The following is a 21,641-nucleotide window of genomic DNA, read 5'->3' as shown; positions in this document are numbered from 1 at the left end:
GGTAGGCTCCAGGGCATGTCCTACCAACGCAACCCGGTGAAGGCGCCACGCGTGTCGGGGCTGGCGCTCAAGGCGTTCGTCAACACCCTGGAGAGCGCCGTCGGCTCACCCGTGCTGGAGAAGCTGGTGCGCGACAGCGGCATCGACCGGTGGCGGGAGCTGTCCGCCGGTGATGCGCCCCCGCTCCAGTACCCGCTGCCTCCGGGCGCGCCCGCCACCGAGCCCCAGTCCCCCACGGAGCAGGCCTCGCGCGCCATCCTGGCGCAGCCCGTGACGCCGGAGCGCGAGACGGTGGGCGCGTATGTCCGGGCCTACCGCGAGGGCGGCGCGGACCCGGTCTCCGTGGCCCGTCGCCTGAACGAGGCCATCGACCGGCTGGAGCGCGGCGAGGCGCGCATGGGGTGGTTCATCGCGCGCAAGCCCGACGAGGTGCTCCGCGCCGCCGAGGCCTCCGCCGGGCGCCATCGCGAGGGCCGCGCGCTGAGCGTGCTGGACGGCGTGCCGGTGGTGCTCAAGGACGAGGTGGACCTGGCGGGCTTCCCCACCACGCTGGGCACGCGCTTCCGCCACCAGGTGGCCTCGGTGGACTCGACGGTGGCCGCGCGCCTCAAGGCCGCGGGCGCGCTCATCCTGGGCAAGGCCAACATGAACGAGATTGGCATCAACCCCATCGGGTTGAATCCGCACCACGGCGTCGCGCGCAACCCGTGGAACCGGGGCCACATCACCGGAGGCAGCTCCAGCGGCTCGGCCGCCGTCGTCGCCGCGGGCCTGTGTCCGCTGAGCATCGGCGCGGACGGCGGTGGCTCCATCCGCATCCCGGCGGCCCTGTGCGGCATCGTCGGCCTCAAGGCGACGTGGGGCCGCATCCCCGAGACGGGCGTGCCGCCCCTGTGCTGGAACGTGGGGCACGTGGGGCCCCTGGGCCTCACGGTGGACGACGTCGCGGCGGCGTATGCGCTGCTCGCCGGACCTGACCGCAAGGACCTGGTCTCCCAGGGCCAGCCCCCGCATCACCTGTCCGGTTACGAGCGCGCGGACCTGACGGGCGTGAGGCTGGGCATCTGCTGGCCCTACTTCGAGGACGCGTCCCCGGACGTGGTGGCGCGCTGCAAGGAGGCGGTGCGCGCGCTGACGGCCGCGGGCGCCACCGTGGTGGAGGTGCCCGCGCCGGATTTGAACACCGTGCTCTGGACGCACAGCTGCATCATCCTCAGCGAGATGGCCGAGTCGATGCTGCCGCACTCGCGCGAGCACGCCTCGGACTTCGGGCTCGACTCGCGCACCAACCTGGCCATCGGCAGGCACTTCCGGGCCACGGACCTGGTGCACGCCCTGCGGCATCGCCACCGGCTGACGCGCGAGCTGCTCGCCGTCATGGCGGGCGTGGATGTCCTCGTCACCCCGTCGACGGCCACCACCGCGCCCCTCATCCCCGAGGGCACGCTGCCCGACGGCGAGTCGAACCTGCCCGTCGTCGACGCGCTGATGCGCTTCGTGCGCGAGGGGAACCTGACGGGCTTCCCCGCCCTGTCCGTCCCGGCCGGCCACGACAGCGCGGGGCTGCCCGTGGGCCTGCAGCTCATGGGGCGCCCCTACGAGGAGCACCTGCTGCTGCGCCTGGGCCGCGTCGTGGAGCGCGCCACGGCCGCTCGCACGCCCGCCGTGCATGTCACCGCCCTGCGCTGAGCACGATTCAAAGACATCCTGGAATTTGCCAAGCCCATCGTTCCTGGTGGGCTTGTGTGTATTAACGCTGGCAAAACCAGAAAGACCCGCCCATATTCCCTCGGCGCGGCAGCGTGGACTCTCCAGGCTGCCACAGGCCCGTGATTCGCTGGACGTCAATTCCTGGCATCCGGTTCCGGGCAGGAGGAATTGTTTCATGCAACTGCGTCCGCAGGTGGGTTGGGTGCCGTTCGTCCTCGCGGCGTCGCTGGTGGCGGCATGTGGTCCGTCCTCGTCGGAGACGCCCGCGCCAACGCCGGAGTCGACAGGCGTGCGGGCCGCGGAGTTGGTGGAGCTGGTGGTCAACGGAGATTTCAGCAACGGGCAGACCGCGCCCTGGTGGAGCGGACCGAACACTCAGTCGGTGGTGGAGAACGGCCGGCTGCGCGTCAACGTCACGGGTGGCACGGCGAATCCGTGGGACGCGCCCATGGGGCAGGACCACATCGCGCTCGCGAACGGGCAGGCGTACACGCTGACCTTCACCGCCTCCGCGACGGCGAACGTGACGGTGCGGGCCACGGTGCAGCTGGGCGCGGCGCCGTACACCGCGCCGCTGGACCAGAACATCACGCTGGATGGCACGGCGCGCACGTTCACGTTCCCCTTCACTTCGAATCTCGCGACGGCGGCGGGGCAGGTGACGTTCCAGGTGGGCGGGCGGGGCGCCTTCTCGCTGTTCCTGGACAACGTCTCGCTCACCACGTCGGGCGGAGGCAATCCGGGCGGCGGCGGGCCGGTGGCGATGACGAGCGGCTTCTACGTGGACCCCCACTCCAACCCGGCCGTCTGGGTGCGCGACAACGGCGGGGACTCGCGCGCCTCGCGCATCCAGACGTCCATCGCGAGCAAGCCGGGGGCGCGCTGGTTCGGCAACTGGAGCGGCGACATCACGGCCGCGGTGTCCGGCTTCGTGGGCGCGGCGGACACGGCCGACAAGCTGCCGGTGCTCGTGGCGTACAACATCCCCGGGCGTGACTGCGGCAGCCACTCCGGCGGCGGCGCGGGCAGCCCGGAGGCCTATCGCGCGTGGATCTCCGCCTTCGTCACCGGCCTGGGCAGCCGCCCCGCCATCGTCATCATCGAGCCGGATGCCGTCGCGCAGCTGGATTGTCTGCCCAGCGACCCCGAGCGCCAGACGCGCCTGGCCCTGCTGCGCTACGCGACGGAGCAGCTGCGCGACAGGGCGCCCAACACCTGGGCCTACCTGGACGGCGGCAACGCGAACTGGATTGGCGCGGACACCATGGCGCAGCGGCTGGAGTCCGCGGGCGTGCGCAACATCCGCGGCTTCGCGCTCAACGTGTCGAACTTCTACACGACGGCGCAGTCGACGACGTACGGCACCCACGTCAACACCGCGCTCACCTCGCGCTACGGCTACACGAAGCCCTTCGTCGTGGACACCAGCCGCAATGGCAACGGGCACAACGGCGAGTGGTGCAACCCCGGCGGCCGCCGGCTGGGCGTGACGTCCCAGGTGGGCGGTGGCGCGGAGCTGCTCCTGTGGGTGAAGGTGCCAGGGGACTCCGACGGCAACTGCGGCATCGCGCCGAACACGCCCGCGGGCACGTTCAGCCCCGACCTGGCCCTCCGGCTCATCGACGGCACCTGACGGGCGGGGCTCAGCCTCGCTTGGGCAGGAGCCGGGCCAGCTCGCGGTCCAGCGTGGCGGCGAAGCGCTGGCGGTCCTGGGCGTTGAAGCCGCTGGGGCCGCCCGTCACGACGCCGCTCTCGCGCAGCTCCTGCATGAAGTTCCGCACGGACAGCCGCTCGGCGATGTTCTCCTCGGAGAACAGCTCGCCGCGCGGGTCCAGGGTCACCACGCCCCGCGGCACCAGCAGCGCCGCCAGGGGGATGTCCTGGGTGACGGCCAGGTCCCCCTTCTGGGCGGAGGTGGCGATGTGCTGGTCCGCCACGTCCAGCCCCGCGCCCACCTGCACGGTGGAGACGAGCTCCGAGCGGGGCAGGGACAGGGACTTGTTGGCCACGAAGACGAGCGGCACCTTCAGGCGCTGTGAGGCGCGCAGGAGGATGTCGCGGACGGGCGTGGGGCAGGCATCGGCGTCGACCCAGATTCGCATGGCGCTCGCATCCTCGCGTGGACAGGCGCGAAGATGAAGTGCTTGACGCCGCCCATGCGTGGCGCTCGGATGCGCGCCCATGTCCGAGCTGCTCACCCGCGCCGAAGCCTCGAATCACGCTGAAACCTCGCGTCATTCCGACGTGCTCGCCTTCATCGACGAGCTCTGCCGCCGCACGAAGCTCGCCCGACGGGTGGACTTCGGCACCAGCGGCGAGGGCCAGCCCCTGGTGTCGCTGGTGGTGAGCGACCGCAACTGCTTCACGCCGGAGCTGGCGCGCAAGCAGAAGAAGGTCGTGGTGATGGTGGAGGCCAACATCCACGCCGGCGAGGTGGAGGGCAAGGAGTCGGTGCTCGCGCTCGCGCGGGATTTGACGCTCACCAGGCTGGGCCAGAAGCTGCTCGACAAGCTGGTGCTCGTGCTGGTGCCGAACTTCAACCCGGACGGCAATGACCGCATCAGCCCCAACAACCGCAAGCTGAACCTCCAGGACCTGGAGGGGCAGGTCAACCCGGCGGGCGGCGTGGGCACGCGCTACACCGGCGAGGGCTGGAACCTCAACCGCGACAGCACCAAGCAGGAGGCGCCGGAGACGCGCGCCATGGCGAAGCTGCACCAGACGTGGTGGCCGGAGCTGTTCATCGACTGCCACACCACCGACGGCAGCATCCACGACTTCGACCTGACCTACGACACGTCGCACTCCAACGAGCCGCTGTTCCAGGAGCTGCGCGACTACAACCGGCAGATGCTGGACCGCGTCGCCCAGGCGGTGCAGAAGCGCCACGGCTTCGACAGCTTCTGGTACGGCAACTACCGCGAGGAGGGCGTGCCCAGCTCGGGCTGGCATACGTACCCGGCGCTGCCGCGCTTCGGCAGCCACTACCGGGGACTGCTCGGCCGGCTGGACGTGCTGCTGGAGACGTACAGCTACATCGACTTCCCGCGCCGCTGCGCGGTGATGTACGCGTGGCTGCTGGAGCTGATTCGCGAGGCGGCCCGGAGCGCGAAGACGTACCGCGCGCTCACCCAGGCGCAGGAAGAGGCCATCATCGCCCGGGGCACCACGCCGGATCCGCAGACGCTGGTGGGCATCAACTACGGCGTGGCCACGCGGGACGGGGAGGGGAAGCTGACGTTCGACTACCCGGCCTACGTGAAGCCCGGAGACCTGGCGCGCATCCAGGCGTTCGACGAGAAGAGCGTCGCGGAGCGGCGCTTCCCGGGCAAGAAGCGCAAGGTCTACCGCGTGCCGCACTTCCGCACCTTCATCCCGACGCAGTCGGTGAGCACGCCGGAGGCGTACCTGGTGCCCGCGGAGCTGGCGCCCCGGCTGGAGTCGCAGGGCATCCGCTTCGAGGTGCTCCCCAAGGCGCAGCGCTTCCTGGTGGACAGCTACCGCATCGCCCGGCGCGAGGAGACCTTCAGCCCGGACGTGGCCGCCAATGTGCCGCCGCCGGGGCAGGCGGAGGTGCCGCTGAGCCAGAAGCCCAAGCCGGTGCGCTTCGAGACGGTGCTGACGGTGTCGCCCGAGCGCGGCGAGCGCGAGTTCGCCCAGGGCACGCTCCGCGTCCCCACCGCGCAGCGCGCGGGCACGCTGGCCGTCTACCTGCTGGAGCCGCACTCCGATGATGGCTTCTGCCGGTGGCAGTTCCTGGACACCTTGTTGGAGGTGGGCGGTTACTATCCCGTGCACCGCGTGGTGAGCCCCGCTCCCGCGCCGAAGAAGGCGGAGTGAGGCCCCAAGGGCCCTGACGCGGGTCGGGGTCCAGCAGGGTGGCAACGTCACCGCGACGCTGGAGTGCCCGCCTGACGGGGGGCACGCCGTTCATCCCTGAGGTGGCGCGGTTCATCCCAGGGCACGTGGAAGCGGTCCCGGGAGATGGCTAGCCTCCGTGCGCATGCGCGACGCGGAGCCGGTTCGTCCCCGAGTGGATGAGGTGGAGCCCCTGCCGTCCTGGGCCGTGTGGCTCGGGGCGTTGGGGTGGTGGCTCGCGGATGCGCTCATCTCCGTGAGCCAGACGCAGCTGCTGCAGCGCATCGGCGAGCTGAAGGTCGTGGAGGGGGCGCTGTGGCGGATGTCGCTGGCCAGCTCCCTGCTGTGGGTGCCGATCACGGTGATGTGTCTGCGCCTGTCCGAGCGGGTGCCCCTGTCGCGGGGGCCCCTGCGGCGGGCGCTGGGCTTCCACGGAGGGGCGCTGCTCGTCGTCGTGCTGGGGCGGGCGACTTTCGTCGTGCTCACGCAGGAGCTCATCGGCTGGTACGAGCGCACGCCGCAGGTGCTCGACGTGCTCGCGCAGAGCGTCGTCAACAACCTGCTGCCCTTCGTGTTGCTGACGGCGGGCGCGCATGCGCTGGGGCTGGCGCGCCGCGCGCACGTGCGTCAGCGTCGCGCCGACCAGCTCCAGGCGCAGCTCGCGCAGGCGCGGCTGCAGGCCCTGGCGTCGCAGCTGCGCCCCCACTTCCTCTTCAACGCGCTCAACGCCGTGTCCTCGCTGGTCCACGTGGACCCGGACGCCGCCGAGAAGATGCTGGCGCGCCTGGGGGACTTGCTGCGCCACAGCCTGGAGTCCCATGCGCGGCAGGAGGTGACGCTGCGCGAGGAGCAGCAGGCGCTGGCGCCGTATCTGGACATCGAGCAGACGCGCTTCGGGCCGCGACTGGAGGTCGCCTGGAGGCTGGGGCCCGACGTGCTGGATGCGCGCGTGCCGTATCTGGCGTTGCAGCCGTTGGTGGAGAACGCCATCCGTCATGGGCTGGCGCCGCGCGCGGAGCCCGGGCGCATCGAGATCTCCGCTGAGCGGGAGGGCGACCTGCTGCGCCTGTGCGTGAGCGATGACGGGATGGGCCCCCCCGTGAGCGGCCCTCCGCGAGGTGGCGGGGTGGGGCTGTCGAACCTGCGCGCCCGGCTGGCGACGCTGTACGGGCCTCGTGCCGTGCTGGAGCTGCGCGCGGGGACGCCTCGCGGCGCGGTGGTGGAGCTGCGGGTTCCGCTCGATGACGCGCCCGGCGCGGAGCGGGTGGCCGCATGAGCGCCGCGCGTGGGGGGGGGCGTGATGGAGCCCGCCTCCGGGGGCAGGGTGATGATGGGCGGCAAAGAGGTCGTGGAGCCGTCGGTGCTTCGCGTGGCGCTCGCCGGAGCGGGTGGCGGCAGGAGGGCCGCGCGTGGAGGGGGCAGGGTGATGATGGGCGGTAATGAGGTCGTGGAGCCGTCGGTGCTTCGCGTGGCGCTCGCCGGAGCGGGTGGCCGCATGAGAGCCGCGCGTCGGCGTGTCGTGATGGAGCGCGCGTCCGGGAGGGCTGGGTGATGATGGGCGGTGGTGAAGCGGTGGAGCCGTCCGTGCTTCGCGTGGCGCTCGCGGATGACGAGCCGCTCGCCCGTTCGCGCCTGCGCGCATTGCTCGCCGCGGAGCCGCATGTCGAGCTCGTCTCCGAGGCCGCCAGCGGCGCGGAGGCCGTGCGCGGCGTGCTCCAGTCCTCGCCGGACGTGCTGCTGCTGGACGTCGAGATGCCAGCGGGAGACGGCTTCGAGGTCCTCCGCGCGCTGCCGCCCGAGTCGCTGCCCGTGGTCGTCTTCGTCACCGCGTGGCAGCAGCACGCCGTGCGCGCTTTCGAGGCCCAGGCGTTGGACTTCCTGCTCAAGCCCTATGACAAGGAGCGCTTCCGCGCCGCGCTCGCCCGCGCGCGCCAGCAGGTGCGGCTGGTGCGTCGAGGCGAGGCGGTGGCTCGGCAGGAGGCGCTCCTGTCCGGGCTCGCGCTGGCGGAGGCCCCGCTGCGGCGTCTGCCCGTCAAGGTGGACGGTCGCATCCGCTTCGTCGACTGCTCCGCCATCTCCCACGTCGAGTCCGAGGCCAACTACGTGCGCGTGCACGTGGGCGCGGAGCAGCACGTGCTGCGCGAGACGCTGACGCACCTGGAGGAGCGCCTGGACACACGGCGCTTCCTGCGCGTGCACCGCTCCGTGCTCGTGAACCTGGACCAGGTGCGCGAGGCGGAGCCGCTGTCCCAGGGGGAGTACCTGCTGGTGCTCGGCTCGAGCGGTACCGCCGTGCGCACCGGTCGCAGTCACCGCGCGCGCGTCGAGGCCGCGCTGGGATTGGGAAGCGACAGCGCCCGCTGAAGGCGCCGTCCCTGGTGGCGCGCCATCCATCCCGCGCCCCCCTCGCTTCATCCCCGCTTCCCGGACAGGTGAGCGGGCACCCTGTACCTCTACGGCCATGGCGAGAGCGAGCCCGGCTCCTTTCGCCACACCCGAGAGGAGCTCACCATGTCGTCGTCCCGTCGCATCCCCACGCTGCTCGCGACGCTCGCGCTGTCCGTCGTGACGTCCGCCTCCGCCTCCGCGCCCAGCACGCCGGAGGTGCTCTCCCCCGGCTTCATCTCCCTGCCCGAGCAGGAGGAGTGGCGCATCGCCTTCACGCCGGACGGGCGCACCGCGTTCTGGGGCGTGAGCGCCGGCTTCTTCCCCGAGACGCGTCAGGCCACCATCGTCTTCTCCGAGTGGCGCAACGGCCGCTGGACGCAGCCCCGCCCCGCGTCCTTCTCCGGGGTGCACTCGGACATCGACCCGTTCGTCTCCCCCGACGGCCGCCGCCTCTTCTTCTCCTCCATCCGTCCCGTCAACGGCCAGCCGCGCGCGGACGTGGAGATGTGGGTGGTGGAGCGTCGCCGCGATGGCGGCTGGGGCGAGCCGCGCCACCTGGGCGCCGCGGTCCACAGCACCGCCGACGAGCTCTACCCGAGCGTGGACGCCGAGGGCACGCTGTACTTCGGCTCGGACCGCGAGGGCGGCTACGGCGGCTGGGACATCTACCGCTCGCGCCCGCGTCACGACGGCTCCTACGGCCCCGCGGAGAACCTGGGGCCCGCCATCAACACCGAGTCCTGGGAGTTCAACCCCAACGTCCTCGCGGACGGCAGGACGCTGCTGTTCGCGTCCATCGCCCGCCCGGATGGCCACGGCTACGGTGACCTCTACGTCGCCCGCAAGACGTGGCGTGGCTGGCAGCCGGCGCGCAACCTGGGGCCGACGGTGAACACGGACCTGGACGAGTACCACCCGACGCTCTCGCCGGACCAGCGCACGCTCTACTTCGTGCGCCACCAGTACGAGCCGTTCGTCCCCGGGGAGCTCTACCACGTCCGCGTCGGCGGGCTGCTGTCCGACGACGGCACCTGCGACGTGAGCCACTGAGCCACCGCGTGAGCGCCTCCGCCCGGAGTCATCCCTCTTCCGGGCGGAAGGGCCCCGCGCGAGCATCTCAGCGCGACTGCAGGCGCAGGTTGTCCAGGGCCACGTCGGGGTGGCCCTCGGGCAGGTCGACGAAGAACGCGACGGGCTGCGCGGTGCCCAGCTGGAAGTTGGCGCGCACCCGCTTCGCCACCGCGTCACACGGCATGCGTGGCTCCCGCCCGTCGGCGGTGATGAAGCCGCACATCATCCCCCGCGTGGCGCGCGACGTGTCGAAGGCCACGGCCCAGCCGCGCCCCGGCACGAGCGCCTGCCGCGTCGCCACCCACCGCTGTCCGCCGCGAAGCAGCGACGCGAAGCGCGAGGTCTCACCCCGGGTCCACGTGGCCGGCACCGGCACGGACGCTCCGGGCTCCAGGATGCCCACCCCCACGCGCTGCGAGCGGTACTCGAAGCCCTGGGCCAGCGTGTCGGAGACGACGACCCACTCCGTCACCGCGGCGGCGCCGGAGTCCGCCTCCAGCGAGAGCTTCAGCGTCTGCGTGCCTCCGCTGGTCGCGACGAAGGTGGTGGCGACGAGCCCCGCGGCCTCGCCCGGACGGCTCTGGGGCCTGGCTCCGCGCAGGAGCGTCTGGCCGCCCAGGGTGAGGGTGACTCGCGGCGGCGTGGCCTCCAGCGCGCGGACGCGGACCGACACGCGATAGCTCATGCCGGAGACCACCCGCGCGGGCGGCAGCGAGAGGGGGCTGCTCCGCCCGACGGGCACCAGCGGCTCGTTGGGGAAGCGCACGCGCTCCCAGGCGGAGCACGTGGCCTCGACGCAGGGCCAGGGCTTGGGGAAAGCCTGCGGCGTGAGCGGGGCGCGGCGCAATAGCCAGACATCGTGCTCCAGCCACAGGTGGAGGTTGGGGAACAGGCCGGGCGATTGGGCATCGCAGACATCCGAGGCGCTCCTCGACTCCACGAGCTTGCGCGTGAAGGCCAGCCGCGCGTAGCCCAGCCCCGCGTCTCCCGGGCCGCGCGCGGTGCGCTCGGGGTCCTCGCAGAGGAAGTCGTAGTCGTGCGCCAGGAACACCCACGAATCCCACACGGCCACGGGCCCGAGCAGCTCCTCGGTGCCCAGCGCCGTGTTGCGCTGGGTGATGCCCGCGCCCGAAGAGCCGTGGCAGCCATGCAGCTCGGTGAGGCGAGCGTCCGTGCCCGTCGACGTCACGCCCAGCGAGACGCGGGGGCGGCCGGAGGGGGACCACGGCGTGGAGCGCAGCGGCAGCAGCTGGTGGGCGTCGTAGTAGTGGTAGTTGAGCGTGGGCTCGTGGCCGGCGTAGCGCGTGTAGTGGCGCCAGAGGTCGGAGCCCCGGTCCGCGGGGATGGTGTAGACCTCGTGGGTCCACGACATCGAGACGGGGAGGCCCTCGCCCTCGGACCCGGCCACGCCCAGGTAGTCATAGCGACAGCCGGGGCTCGAATCTCCGCAGTCGAGCAGCGCGGTGTCCGCGCGGGGGAAGGCCGCGGGGCAGCGGTAGTCGCCATACGGCCCTCCGCAGCGCGCCACCACGCGGCAGCCGTAGGACGTCGTGCTGTAGCCCGGCCCCAGCGGTGTCTTGCGATAGCGCGGGAAGGTGCCCGACAGGCTCCGCGCAGTGGCCTCCCAGCCCACCTCGTCGCTGCGCATGGGGTCATACATGCGGACCTCGAGCAGCTGGTTCGCGGGGGACCACACGTTCGTGGCATCCACGCAATGCGCCGCGGTGATGGCCCGGCGCGGTGAGATGAACGTGACACCACACGTGTAGCGCAGCGGTGTTCCATCCAGCCCCAGGACAGGGGCGTGCGTCCCCGGGCGCAGCATGGGGACGAACACCGTCCCATGGCTGAGCCGGCTGCTGGCCAGCGCGCCCGAGGGGCCGAGGTCCACGCGGTAGTAGTCCTGATAGGCCCACTCCACGCGCTGGTCCACGGCCTCCCCCCCGGATGTGTCGGGTGACTCCAGGTGGCCGCCGCAGCCGACGAGACAGGTCATCAGGATGGCCAGATGAAAGCTCGCGCGGACGCGCACGGCGCGTCGTGTCGTGTCCATGAATGTTCCCCCCTCGATGACCCGGCGCGGCGTCCCCTCTCCGCGCGAGTGCTGGTGTCTCCGGCACCCCGCATCATGCTGTGCATCTCCCCCGCCCAGAGCCCGCACGACCCGCCCGCGCGTCTGTCGCCCGTCCCACCTTGGAGGTGTTTCACGTCTTCGGGATGGCACTGCTCCCGCGTCACCCCGTGTGCGGGTTGGCGTGGATTTATGCCAATGAACAATGTATAAACGTGTAATCACGGCATATCTTGCCAAGTCGTGATTCCGGCGGGGGCCGGAGTTGCTCATCCCTGGCAGGGGGCGCGGCCGTCCGCGCGGGTGTGAGAACGCGAATGCAACGCATGTTTGAAATGCGCCAGGGAAGCTGGCGCGTGGGAGTGGTGTGCGCGCTGTTGGCCTTGGGTTCGGCGTGTGGGGACGCGGCGGTGGAGCCCGAGTCACCGGTGCCCGAGGTGGTGGAGGCGGACCCGGCGCGTCATCCGGAGCGTCGTGGCATCGGCATGTTGCCGTTGCCGAGCGGGCCGTCGGCGATGGCCATCACGGTGGACCCTCGGGCGTCGCTCATCGTCACCGAGGACGCCATCGTGAGGAACTTCACGCTGCTGCGGGTGATGACGCAGCTGGTGACGCAGTCGGGGGTCGCGGGCCTGACGCCGCTGGCGCTCTTCCAGGACTGGTGGAGCACGCAGGCGCCCCCGGGCTGTCTGCCCGTCTTCAACACCTTCCCCTTCGAGTGTCCGCGGCCGGAGTCGAACCAGGCGTTCGTCAACCCCTTCATCAACCCGGGCACCAACCCCGACGAGTACATCCCGCTGGCGCTGGTCAACCGCTTCGACCTGGCGCCGGTGTCGGGCAGCGACTGCGGTGAGTACCGCATCGTCTTCGGCAAGCGCTCGGGCATCCCGGGCGGCGGCAATCGCAACCTGCTCATCTTCGAGGCGGTGCTGCCCAACCCCAACCCCGCCGCGGGTCTCAATGGCTGTCAGCCGGTCGCCAACTTCTGGGCCTCGCTGACGGGGATGACCACGCTGTCGTCCCGCATCGCCGCGCTGCAGGGCTTCTACTTCAACGGCCTGCCGGGCGCGGGCGTCATGCCGGTGGTGCACATCGACAACTACGGCAACCGCTCCGGGAGCGTGGCGACGGGGCAGGTGCGCACCAACCAGTTCATCGGGCGGCCGTGGACGCTGCGTGAGTTCAGCGTGCGCCGGACGATGTGCGGCGCCACCCCCTGCCAGCTGCGCTTCGTCCCGGTGACGGTGAAGGTCAACCCGGGTGGGACGCTGTTCAACCCGGCGTCCGGCCACGCGCTCGCGCCCACGTTCCAGGGCTCGCTGTTCCCCGGACAGGTGCCCGCGCTGGCCGTCAATGACATCAACCTGTTCAACAACACCATCCCGGACGCGTTCAACAGCGGGCAGAGCCACGTGGGGGTGTTCGAGAACCAGTACGTCGCGCAGTTCGGCCCCGGCCCCAGCCCCTTCCACACCAACGTCCAGGCGGCGATTGCCGCGGCGGGCAGCACGCTGACGCCGCAGCAGGTGGTGGCGCGCTCCATGGCGCTGTCGTGCGCCGGCTGCCACGAGAACAGCAACGGCGCGAACCTGGGCGGCGGGCTCGTCTGGCCTCCGTCGGGCGGCTTCGTGCACGTGGGTGAGCAGTTCGACCCGCTTTCGGGGGTGTTCGGCCCGCGCTACCGCATCTCCCCGGCGCTCACCAACGTCTTCCTGCCCCACCGCAAGGCGGTGCTGGAGACGTTCCTGAACGCCTCGTGCGGGGATGCCACGTGCCAGCCGTGGGAGACGACCACCGTCTGCCCGGCTGACTGCCCGTAGTCCTCGGTCCACCAAGGTTCGGATGTGGGCGCGGAGGCATGTCTATACTCCGCGCCCACCATGACGGCGGACTCCCTCAAGCAGCACCTGCGGCGCACGCTCCGGCGGGATTTGTGGCTGACGCTCACCCCCGCGCTGCTCCTCATCGGCGTCGCCTTCGCCGCCGCGTTCCACTTCATCAAGCCCGCGCCGCCCAAGACGCTGGTGCTGGCCATGTCCCAGGACGAGGGCGGCTTCCGCTACTACGCGCGGAAGTACCAGGACTTCCTGGCCAGGCACGACATCAAGCTGGAGCTGCGCTCGACGAAGGGCTCCATCGAGAACGTGGCGCTGCTGGCGGACGAGTCCTCGGGCGTGGACGTGGCCTTCGTGCAGAGCGGCACGGTGGCGGGGGAGGCCGCGGGGAACGTGGTGTCGCTGGGCAGTCTGTCCTACGTGCCCCTGTGGGTGTTCTACCGGGGTGAGCCCCTGGAGGACGTGCGCCAGCTCAAGGGCCGCAAGGTGGCGGTGGGGCCGGAGGGCAGCGGCACGCGCGCGCTCGCCGTCACGCTCTTGAAGGCCAACGGCATCGACGAGGCGCCCACGGAGCTGATGCCGCTGGAGCGCGAGGCCGCCATCGAGCAGCTCAAGCAGGGGACGGTGGACGCCATCTTCCTCATCTCTCCGGCCGAGTCGCCCGCCATCCACCGGCTGGCGGCGGTGCCCGGCATCCGGCTGTTGAGCTTCACGCGGGGCGCGGCGTACGCGCGGCGCTTCCCGTACCTGTCGCGGCTGGTGTTGCCCCGGGGTGTGTTCAACCTGGCCTCGGACGTGCCGGCCGAGGACGTGGTGGTCATCGCGCCCACGGCGAACCTGGTGGCGCGCGACTCGCTGCACCCGGCGCTGGCGTATCTGCTGATGCGCGCGGCCAGCGAGGTCCACGGCAAGGCGGGCCTATTGGACGGCGCGGCCGAGTTCCCCGCGCCCCGCGAGACGGGCTTCCCGCTCAGCGATGAGGCGAAGCGCTACTACGAGGCGGGGGTCCCCCTGCTGCAGCGCTACCTGCCGTTCTGGGCCGCCAACCTGGTGGACCGGCTGTGGGTGATGCTGGTGCCCATCATCGCGGTGGTGGTGCCGCTGTTCCGGGCGGTGCCGGCGGTGTACCAGTGGCGCATGCGCTCGCGCATCGTGCGTTGGTATGCGCGACTGAAGGAGATTGAAATCCAGCTCGATGAGAACCCCGGGCAGCAGATGCTCGAGGACATGCTCAAGCGCCTGGAGGAGGCGGAGCGCGAGGTCAATCGCATCCCCATGCCGCTGGCGTACGCGGAGAACCTCTACTTCTTCCGCGAGCACATCGAGGTGGTGCGCCGTCGCCTCATCCGTCGGCTCTCCGGTGGGCGGGACGGGGCGGACGCGCACGCGCACTCCGCCAGCGCGTAGTCGGCTCGGACCTCGCGCGGGGCGCTCGCGTGGGCGCCACGCCCGGGGTCGTGGGGGCGCGAGGTGTCGGCCCCGGCTCGGGGCTCCACCCGCCCGGCGCCGGCGACAGCCCCGCGCCCGTCACGCGCGTAACGGGGGCACGGGGGACTGGCCCCCTCTGCGTGCTTCGGTCGACGCCTCCCGTCATGGCCACGCGCAGCACCTGACAGGCGCGCATCAGGCGCCGCCGCGTGTTCACGTGGGTGAGCCCGAGCTGTGCGGCCATGGTGCGTCCATCCAGGTCCCGCTCGAAGCGCATGACGCAGGCCTGGCGCAGGGCTTCCGGCAACTGGGAGACGTGGCGCCACAGGAGCCGGGCCCGCTCGCGCTCGAGCAGGAGGTGCTCGGGCGAGGGGGCGTGGAGGGGGGCCGTGGCCTCGGTGCACGTGTCGTCGGTGAGGTCGTCCGCGCGGCGGGCCCGTGCGCGGTGCTGGTCCACACAGGTGTTGTGGAGGATGCGCGTCAGCCAGGCCTCGGGGTTGTGGAGGCGGTGGGACTCGCGGGGCCAGGCCTCCGCGGCCCGGAGCATCGCGGCGCCCAGCGCGTCCTCCGCGTCGGCGTGGTTGCCTCCGAGCTGGCGCACGCTCCTGGCGAGGAGCCTCGGTTGGTGCTGCCGCCACAGCTCCCAGAAGCGGGTCGACGTCGTTTCGTTGAGAGTCTTCACCGTGGGCTCACCCCTGCGTGTGAGGCCCCCTTGAGCAACGGCCATGCCCACGCCTGTCCCTCGGACGGCGGCGCCCGGAGGCGTGGACTGGCATGTCAGCGTCGGGCGCTGACATGTCAGCCGAAGGCCCGGGGAGGCTGGCGTCAGACTCGACCCGGGCCTCCTCGGTGTAGCCTGGAGGAGAACCCCGGCTCCGGCGCCGAGCGTCCCCCTCATGTCGCAGCGATTCCTCGATGATGTCTCCACCGCCAGCCCCCCGCGGCGTGGCGGCGACTCCCAGTCCGCGCCCCTGGCGCCGGCGCTGACGCTGGTCTCCCATCCGCTCGCGTCGAGGGTGGGGGAGCGCTACGTGATGGAGGCTTTGCTCGCGGGGTGTGAGGTGGCCCTGTCGCGCAACGAGCCGCTCTTCACGCGCGTGGGGGAGGGGGTGGGGCGACCGCTGGCGGACCCGTTCCTGAGCCGACGTCCGCTGCGCTTCCTGCCGCGTCCGGAGGGCGGGCTCCGGCTGGAGGTGGACGCGGAGGGCACGTCCGTGGTGGTCGGAGGTGTGCCCGGGGGGGCGTGGGATTTCCGGCCGGAGGTGCTCGCGGCGGGGGTGACGCTGGAGCTGGGCGGGCGGGTGGTGGTGCTGCTGCATCGCGTGGCGCTGGACGCGGAGCGCTCGGCGGACACCCTGGGCATGGTGGGGCAGAGCCTGGCCCTGGGCCGCGTGCGCACCCGCGTGCGGCAGGTGGCGGACCTGGAGGTGCCGGTGCTCGTGCGGGGGGAGACGGGCACGGGGAAGGAGCTGGTCGCCCGGGCGCTCCATCAGCGGAGTCCTCGTCGCAGGGGGCCGTTCATCAGCGTCAACCTGGGCACGCTGGCACGCGAGCTGGCGGCCTCGGAGTTGTTCGGCGCGCAGCGCGGGGCCTACACAGGTGCGTCGCAGAGTCGCGAGGGGTTCTTCCGCGCGGCCCATGGCGGCACGCTCTTCCTGGACGAGGTGGGGGATGCTCCGCCGGAGGTGCAGGTGGCGCTCTTGCGCGTGCTGGAGACGGGGGAGGTGTTCCCGGTGGGGTCACATACGCCCGTCGTCACGGACGTGCGGCTGGTCGCCGCGACGGACGCGCCCTTGGAGGAGCTCATCGAGCAGGGGCGGTTTCGCGCACCACTGTTGCATCGGCTCTCCGGTTACACGCTCCAGATGCCGGCGCTGCGGGAGCGGCGTGAGGACATCGCGCTGCTCTTCCATCACTTCGCACGGCTGGAGCTGGAGTCGCTGGGCGAGGCGTGGCGGCTGGAGCCCGAGGACCCCTACGCGGAGCCGTGGCTGCCCGCGTCGCTGGCGACGCGGCTGTTGGACTTCGAGTGGCCCGGCAACGTGCGCCAGCTTCGCAACGTGGTCCGGCAGCTGGTCATCAGCAGTCGGGGGCAGCCTCGGCTCCAGGTGGATGCGTCGCTGGAGGCGGAGCTGGGCTCCGGCAGGCGCGAGGAGCCCGTGGCGCTGACGCGCCGCAAGCCGGCGGAGGTGTCGGAGCGGGAGCTCCTGGAGGCGCTGCGGGAGTGCTCGTGGGATTTGAAGGGCACGGCGGAGCGGCTCGGCATCACCCGGGCGTCGCTCTACAACCTGGTGGACCGCAGCCCACACATCCGCACGGTGAAGGACGTGAGCGCGGAGGAGATCTCTCGCTGCTTCCACGAGTGCGCGGGGGACCTGGACGCGATGGTGCGACGGCTGGAGGTCTCCCGGCGCGCGCTCCAGCGGCGGGTCCGTGAGCTGGGGCTCGGGCCCGCCGAGTGATGGCGTCATCCGGCGTGGCGGGCTCTCGCGGCCACGCTCCATTCAGTCGAACGACGTGAGGAGGCTCGCGTGATGAAGTTGCATGGGATGGCAGTCGTGATGTGGCTGGGAATGGGGTGTGCTCCGGAGCAGGCCGCGCCCGAGGAGGTCCTCGAGACGGGGGCGCAGGCGCAGGACGTCGAGTGTTCCAAGCTGCGGGAGGTGTCTTGCACCTTGGTGCACGGACTGTGTCCGAAGATCGCGCCGGACGAGGTGTGCACCATCACCATCGGACGGGGGCCGGAGCCGGTGACGCCCGCCTTCTCCTGCATCCATCGGAGGCAGTGGCTCAAGCTCCGGCTGGCTGAGGACGTGTCGCACGCCACCATCCACTTCGACGGTGACCCCTCGGGTCACCTGTTCGAGGGGGAGCCGTCGGACATCGTCAAGCTGGACTCCTGGTACAGGCCTTCGTGGTGCGCAAAGGTCTCGGCCAAGGCGTGGTGGATGGACTATCCCTTCCGGGTGTCCTCGGGCACGGGAGAGGGCCAGCCTGGAGAGCTGGAGGTGGTGAGGGATCCAGGCGAGCCCGAGGAGGGGTGAGGACCGCTTGCTCAACGCGGTGAGGTCGTGAGCAGGGGCACCCAGGTCCGCCCGAGTCGAGGGCGGGCCACCAGCGCGCGCGACAGGGCCTCACGGGCCCGCGCTTGTTCATCGAGGGGCTGCGTGGGCGATGAGCGCACGCGCAGGAGTTCCAGCGCCGCATGCAGTGCGCGCGCCTCGAGGTCATCGGGGCGCACCTTCAGCACCGCGGATGCATGCGCGCGGCCTCTCTCCAGCGCGTCGCCTGGTGAGGCATCGGCGAGATGTCGGGCGAGGGCGTGGTCCATGAGGAGTCGCGCGAGCGCGAGCCGGTCGTCATGGGGACGCGCGCTGAGGGCGAGCACGGCTTCGTGCGCCTGCGCCGCCTCGGTGAAGACCGCCTCTTGTTCCCGCGGGAGGCCGGAGGGCGGAGGGCTCGCGATGAGGGGGGCTGTGCCTCGTGTCCCTCGCCATACGAGCGCCCTCAGGCGTCGGGCCTTCGCCACATAGCGCAGGGCTTCCTCATCGCGGGGATTGCGCGTGACCGCTTCGCGCAGCGCGAGCTCGGCGGCTTCGAGCGGGTGGACCACCTCAAGGGCGTCCCGCGGATTGCGCTGGGCCGCGTCGCGAGCAGCAGCCTCGGGCGAGTGGTTCGCAGCATGCTCATCGCGTGGAGCGCGCGTTGCCGCGCCTTGCACCGCATCTTCGCCCGGGTGGTTCGCAGCATGCTCATCGCGTGGAGCGCGCGTTGCCGCGCCTTGCACCGCATCTTCGCGCGCGTGGTTTACCGCAGAGGCCTCGCGTGGAGCGCGCGTTGCCGCGCTTTGCAAGGCATCTTCGCGCGCGTGGTTTACCGCAGGGGCCTCGCGTGGAGCGCGCGTTGCCGCGCCTTGCACCGCATCTTCGCGCGCGTGGTTTACCGCAGAGGCATCGCGTGGAGCGCGCGTTACCACGTCGCGCAGGGGGGCCACGCGTGCGTGGCTGAACCCCAGGCCGCGCTCCCACGCGTACGTCGCGAGCAGCAGCTCGGCGTGGCCCAGGTTGGCCCACGCGGTCGACAGCTCCGGCTGGAGCGCGAGCGCCGCCTGGGCCTCGCGCTTCGCGGCCTGGGCGTCCTCGCGCGGGTCCTCCCCGAGCTCCAGCCGATACGCCGCGCGAGCCGCCAGCGCCTCCGACAGGTTGCTGTACGTCAGCCCCTGTTTCGGCGCGAGCGCGCGAGCCCGGACGAAGGCCTCACGGGCCTCGTCGACAGCAGGGAAGGGGGATTCTCCTCGCTGCCACGCATCGCGAGCACGCTCCAGGTGCACCAGCCCCACGCCACCGTGGAGCTGCGGCACCTCGGCGTTGAGCGCGAGCGCGCTTCGATACGAACCGAGCGCCGCGTCCAGCGCGGACCGTGCATCCTTGCCCGAGTCACGCGCGCGCGCCGCGCGGAGCGCATGCACCTGCGCTTCGTAGAAGTGGCTGACCAGGTTGCGCGGGTTGAGGCTCCGCGCCTTCTCCAGCGCCTCCCGGGCGCGCTCCAGATCCTCATCCGCCGTGGTGCTGCGCGGATTCGACGCGCGCTTGAACCAGGCGCTGCCCAGGTTGATCCACGCATCCGGCAGCGACTCGTCGATGCCGATGGCGGTGCGGTACGCCTCGATGGCGCGCTGCCGGTTGCCGAGCGAGTCCTCGCCCACCGCGTCCTCATGGTCCGCCCAGACCTTGAAGATGAGCCCCAGGTTGGCGTGATAGTCGTAGCCGCGCTCCCGCGGCGCCACCCCTTCGAACGCCTCGATGGACTGACGCAGCAGCGCGCGAGGGTCCTCGCTGCGCGCCTGCCGCAGCCGCGCCTCCTGCCAGAGCACCAACCCGAGCGCCTGCCGCGCCTCGCTGCGATTCGGCTCCACCTCGAGCGCCGCGCGCGCCGCCTTCAACGCGGCCTCCAGTGGCGCCCGCACATCCCCACCCTGTCTGCCGCGATACTCCGCGAGCCTGCGATGCAGCATGGCCTTGCGGACCAACGACGGCACATGCCGAGGCGAGGCCGTGAGCCCGCGCTCCAACGCCTCCAAGGCCCGCTCCAGGTGGGGCGTCACGTCCCCCTGGCCATACAGCCCCATGCGCAGCGCCACCTGCTCCACACCCGCGAGCGCCAGGTGCGCCTCCGGCAGACTCTCCGCGAGCGACGCGGCCCGGGCATGCGCCCGTCGCGCCGCGTCCAGGTCCTCCTGCGCGGACTCGCGCCGCCCCGCATCCCAATGACTCGTGGCGCGCGCCACCAGCACGTCCCCCCGCAGCAGCGGCGCCTCGAAGAACCAGGGCAGCCGCTCACCCAACGCATCCAGCCGCTCCAACGCGTCCGCGTAGCGCTCCTCGTGGTACGCGAGCAGCGCCGCGACGTACTCGGCGGGGGGCAGGTCCACGTCGCCGCCCTTCCTCAACCACTCCAGCGCCGGCTCCCGATACTGCGCCACCAGCGCCTTGCGTCGCCCCTGCCGCTCCATCGCGGGCAGGTGCTCGGACGCGCGCAGCTGCTCCTGGTAGAGCTGCCCCAGCGCGAGCGCCAGCGCGCACGCGACGCGAGGCGTCCGCGTCCCGTGGTGCCACGCGGCCTCCAGCGCCTCCTTCGCGCGCCCGGGCTCCCCCATCGCCAACCAGCCCCGTCCCAGCGCCTCGTTGCCCGGCCCCAGCGCGCGCTCGCCTCCCGCGCGCATCTCCCGAGCGATGTCCTCCAGGCGCGCCTCCAGCGTGCGCCGCTCCTCCCGCGTGTCGTGCAGCCGCGCCAGGGCGGTGTACCGGGCGCGGGCCTCCACGTGCTCGGCGAGCTCGGAGAAGCGGCGCGCAAGATGTTCGCGCACGTCCGCCTCGCGTCGGGCGAGCACCGCCTGCACCCCCGCGAGCAGCAACACCAGCCCCACCACCGCCGCCAGCGTCAGCCCCCGCCAGTACCTGCGCGCCAGCCGCGCCATCCGGTAGCCCGGCCCCGTCGAGCGCGCGAGCACCGGCGCCCCATCGAGGAAGCGCCGCAGGTCCTCCACCAGCGCCCGCGCCGAGTCGTACCGGCCCCCACGCTCCTTCTCCAGGCACTTGAGGACGATGGCCTCCAGGTCCGCGGGCACCTCGGGCGCCAGCGCGCGCGGAGGCCGGGGCTCCTCCGTGGGGATGCGGCTGAGCACCTCCAGCGCGTTGCTCCCGGGCACGGGCGCCTGGCCCACCAGGAGCGCGTAGAGCGTGGCGCCCAGCGCGTACACATCCACGCGACGGTCCAGCTGGCTCACCTCGCCGCGCGCCTGCTCGGGCGCCATGTAGTGCGGCGTGCCCAGGATGGCCCCCGTGGCGGTGACGCCTTCGCCCGGCGCCCGCGCCAGCCCGAAGTCCAGGACGTAGGGCTTCCACTGTCCGTCGGCCGTGCGCTCCACCAGGATGTTGGACGGCTTGATGTCGCGGTGGATGAGGCCGGCCCGGTGCGCCGCGTGTACGCCCTCGGCGGCCTGCGCCAGCAGCAGCGCCTTCTGCTCGACGGAGAGCTGGCTCGCGACCTGGTGGAGCGGCAGGCCGTCCACGTACTGCATCGCGATGTACGCGCGCCCCTGGACCTGGCCCACCTCGTAGACCTTGCACACGCGCTCGTGCTCCACGCGCGCCTGGGCCTGCGCCTCCGCCACGAAGTGCCTCACCCGCCCGGGCTCGTCGTCCTTCACGAACTTGAGCGCCACGAGCCGCCGCAGCACCAGGTCCTGCACCAGGAAGACGCGCCCCATGCCGCCCTGGCCCAGGAAGCGGATGGGCGCATAACGCTCCCAGCCCGGCACGGGGAAGGGGGGCTCGGCCTCCAGGGCCTCGGGCTCCAGCGGGCGGGGCGCCCCGACCTGGACCGTGGGCGGGCCCACGAGCGCTTCCTGGAGGGCGGCCCGCGAGGCGCTCCGGAGGGAGGCGAGGGTGGCCTCGGACAGTCGCCCCCGGGCATGGAGCAGGTCCAGGGGGCCTTTCTGCTCGCGCTCGACGGCCGCCCGCAGGGACTCCACCTCGTCGTCGGCCAGCAGGCCCTCGAGGAGCACCGCTCGCAGCTCCGCCTCGTCGTCCTCGCGCATCGGTGGTCCCCGGGCGCGCGCGCGTCCGGGCCCCGCCGGAACGCCGTGCGGGGAGGGTTGTACCACCCCGCCCCCGACGACATCCCGTGCAGGCGCCGGGCTGGATTGATATGCAGGGAGCGCCGGACGGCGATGGACGCCGCCCCGCCCGGTCCCGGAGGGCCCCATGTACGCCGATATT

Annotated in this window: 14 protein-coding genes; 10 read left to right on the top strand and 4 right to left on the bottom strand. The window is 72.0% G+C overall.

Features of this window, described 5'->3' with window-relative positions; genetic code table 11:
• The first annotated feature begins 15 nt into the window (after positions 1-15).
• Both VZQ01_RS05325 and VZQ01_RS05320 read left to right on the top strand, forming a co-directional pair.
• Positions 16-1,689: an amidase gene (locus tag VZQ01_RS05325; RefSeq protein WP_426747049.1), complete on the top strand. Its 1,674-nt coding sequence runs from the start codon at positions 16-18 to the stop codon at positions 1,687-1,689.
• 196 nt (positions 1,690-1,885) lie between these two features.
• On the top strand, positions 1,886-3,343 hold the full coding sequence (locus VZQ01_RS05320) for a glycoside hydrolase family 6 protein (protein ID WP_426747048.1): 1,458 nt from the start codon (positions 1,886-1,888) through the stop codon (positions 3,341-3,343).
• Between the two features lie 10 nt (positions 3,344-3,353).
• On the opposite strand, the gene VZQ01_RS05315 is transcribed toward VZQ01_RS05320, so the two are convergent.
• Positions 3,354-3,812 (bottom strand): YaiI/YqxD family protein, encoded by a 459-nt coding sequence (locus tag VZQ01_RS05315; RefSeq protein WP_141325926.1) that lies wholly within the window; start codon positions 3,810-3,812, stop codon positions 3,354-3,356.
• 79 nt (positions 3,813-3,891) lie between these two features.
• On the opposite strand from VZQ01_RS05315, the gene VZQ01_RS05310 reads away from it, so the two are divergent.
• The 4 genes from VZQ01_RS05310 to VZQ01_RS05295 all read left to right on the top strand — a co-directional run bounded on the left by VZQ01_RS05310 (position 3,892) and on the right by VZQ01_RS05295 (position 9,006).
• A complete protein-coding gene (locus VZQ01_RS05310) occupies positions 3,892-5,550 on the top strand; it encodes a M14 family zinc carboxypeptidase (protein WP_408891025.1) in 1,659 nt (552 codons plus the stop codon).
• A gap of 163 nt (positions 5,551-5,713) precedes the next feature.
• Positions 5,714-6,844, top strand: coding sequence for a sensor histidine kinase (locus tag VZQ01_RS05305; protein ID WP_426748931.1), 1,131 nt, complete (start codon positions 5,714-5,716; stop codon positions 6,842-6,844).
• Between the two features lie 275 nt (positions 6,845-7,119).
• Positions 7,120-7,932, top strand: coding sequence for a LytR/AlgR family response regulator transcription factor (locus VZQ01_RS05300; protein ID WP_223785066.1), 813 nt, complete (start codon positions 7,120-7,122; stop codon positions 7,930-7,932).
• A 147-nt stretch (positions 7,933-8,079) separates the two neighbouring features.
• Positions 8,080-9,006 (top strand): TolB family protein, encoded by a 927-nt coding sequence (locus tag VZQ01_RS05295; RefSeq protein WP_426747047.1) that lies wholly within the window; start codon positions 8,080-8,082, stop codon positions 9,004-9,006.
• Positions 9,007-9,073: 67 nt separating this feature from the next.
• Here VZQ01_RS05295 and VZQ01_RS05290 read toward each other — a convergent pair whose 3' ends face one another.
• A complete protein-coding gene (locus VZQ01_RS05290) occupies positions 9,074-11,080 on the bottom strand; it encodes a COG1470 family protein (RefSeq protein WP_223752213.1) in 2,007 nt (668 codons plus the stop codon).
• A 395-nt stretch (positions 11,081-11,475) separates the two neighbouring features.
• Here VZQ01_RS05290 and VZQ01_RS05285 point away from each other — a divergent pair, with 395 nt between their 5' ends.
• Both VZQ01_RS05285 and VZQ01_RS05280 read left to right on the top strand, forming a co-directional pair.
• The gene (locus tag VZQ01_RS05285) at positions 11,476-12,918 is read left to right on the top strand and encodes a hypothetical protein (protein WP_408891022.1); all 1,443 of its coding nucleotides are present in this window, start codon (positions 11,476-11,478) and stop codon (positions 12,916-12,918) included.
• Between the two features lie 60 nt (positions 12,919-12,978).
• Entirely contained in the window at positions 12,979-14,340 is a 1,362-nt protein-coding gene (locus VZQ01_RS05280) for a TAXI family TRAP transporter solute-binding subunit (RefSeq protein ID WP_223785068.1), read from the top strand.
• Here VZQ01_RS05280 and VZQ01_RS05275 read toward each other — a convergent pair.
• A complete protein-coding gene (locus tag VZQ01_RS05275; RefSeq protein ID WP_267696976.1) occupies positions 14,276-15,043 on the bottom strand; it encodes an RNA polymerase sigma factor in 768 nt (255 codons plus the stop codon). The genes VZQ01_RS05280 and VZQ01_RS05275 overlap by 65 nt on opposite strands.
• 214 nt (positions 15,044-15,257) lie before the next feature.
• Here VZQ01_RS05275 and VZQ01_RS05270 point away from each other — a divergent pair, with 214 nt between their 5' ends.
• Both VZQ01_RS05270 and VZQ01_RS05265 read left to right on the top strand, forming a co-directional pair.
• The gene (locus VZQ01_RS05270) at positions 15,258-16,823 is read left to right on the top strand and encodes a sigma 54-interacting transcriptional regulator (protein WP_426747045.1); all 1,566 of its coding nucleotides are present in this window, start codon (positions 15,258-15,260) and stop codon (positions 16,821-16,823) included.
• Positions 16,824-16,895: 72 nt separating this feature from the next.
• Positions 16,896-17,405 carry a hypothetical protein gene (locus tag VZQ01_RS05265; protein ID WP_426747044.1) on the top strand — a complete coding sequence of 170 codons (510 nt, stop codon included), beginning with the start codon at positions 16,896-16,898 and terminating at the stop codon, positions 17,403-17,405.
• An 11-nt stretch (positions 17,406-17,416) separates the two neighbouring features.
• Here the strand turns inward: VZQ01_RS05265 and VZQ01_RS05260 are convergent, their stop codons facing one another.
• Positions 17,417-21,460, bottom strand: a complete 4,044-nt coding sequence (locus VZQ01_RS05260) for a serine/threonine protein kinase (RefSeq protein ID WP_426747043.1) — start codon at positions 21,458-21,460, stop codon at positions 17,417-17,419.
• Between the last annotated feature and the right edge of the window lie 181 nt (positions 21,461-21,641).

Source organism: Myxococcus faecalis (assembly GCF_050039385.1).
Classification (GTDB): domain Bacteria; phylum Myxococcota; class Myxococcia; order Myxococcales; family Myxococcaceae; genus Myxococcus; species Myxococcus fulvus.
This window is presented reverse-complemented; position numbering and strand designations above follow the sequence as displayed.

What these genes read in the sequence shown, in the direction of transcription:
- VZQ01_RS05305 (WP_426748931.1), top strand. Translation starts at nt 5,714, where the DNA reads ATGCGCGACGCGGAGCCGGTTCGTCCCCGAGTGGATGAGGTGGAGCCC.
- VZQ01_RS05260 (WP_426747043.1), bottom strand. Translation starts at nt 21,460, where the DNA reads ATGCGCGAGGACGACGAGGCGGAGCTGCGAGCGGTGCTCCTCGAGGGC.
- VZQ01_RS05320 (WP_426747048.1), top strand. Translation starts at nt 1,886, where the DNA reads ATGCAACTGCGTCCGCAGGTGGGTTGGGTGCCGTTCGTCCTCGCGGCG.
- VZQ01_RS05310 (WP_408891025.1), top strand. Translation starts at nt 3,892, where the DNA reads ATGTCCGAGCTGCTCACCCGCGCCGAAGCCTCGAATCACGCTGAAACC.
- VZQ01_RS05265 (WP_426747044.1), top strand. Translation starts at nt 16,896, where the DNA reads ATGAAGTTGCATGGGATGGCAGTCGTGATGTGGCTGGGAATGGGGTGT.
- VZQ01_RS05280 (WP_223785068.1), top strand. Translation starts at nt 12,979, where the DNA reads ATGACGGCGGACTCCCTCAAGCAGCACCTGCGGCGCACGCTCCGGCGG.
- VZQ01_RS05315 (WP_141325926.1), bottom strand. Translation starts at nt 3,812, where the DNA reads ATGCGAATCTGGGTCGACGCCGATGCCTGCCCCACGCCCGTCCGCGAC.
- VZQ01_RS05270 (WP_426747045.1), top strand. Translation starts at nt 15,258, where the DNA reads ATGTCGCAGCGATTCCTCGATGATGTCTCCACCGCCAGCCCCCCGCGG.
- VZQ01_RS05300 (WP_223785066.1), top strand. Translation starts at nt 7,120, where the DNA reads ATGATGGGCGGTGGTGAAGCGGTGGAGCCGTCCGTGCTTCGCGTGGCG.
- VZQ01_RS05325 (WP_426747049.1), top strand. Translation starts at nt 16, where the DNA reads ATGTCCTACCAACGCAACCCGGTGAAGGCGCCACGCGTGTCGGGGCTG.
- VZQ01_RS05295 (WP_426747047.1), top strand. Translation starts at nt 8,080, where the DNA reads ATGTCGTCGTCCCGTCGCATCCCCACGCTGCTCGCGACGCTCGCGCTG.
- VZQ01_RS05290 (WP_223752213.1), bottom strand. Translation starts at nt 11,080, where the DNA reads ATGGACACGACACGACGCGCCGTGCGCGTCCGCGCGAGCTTTCATCTG.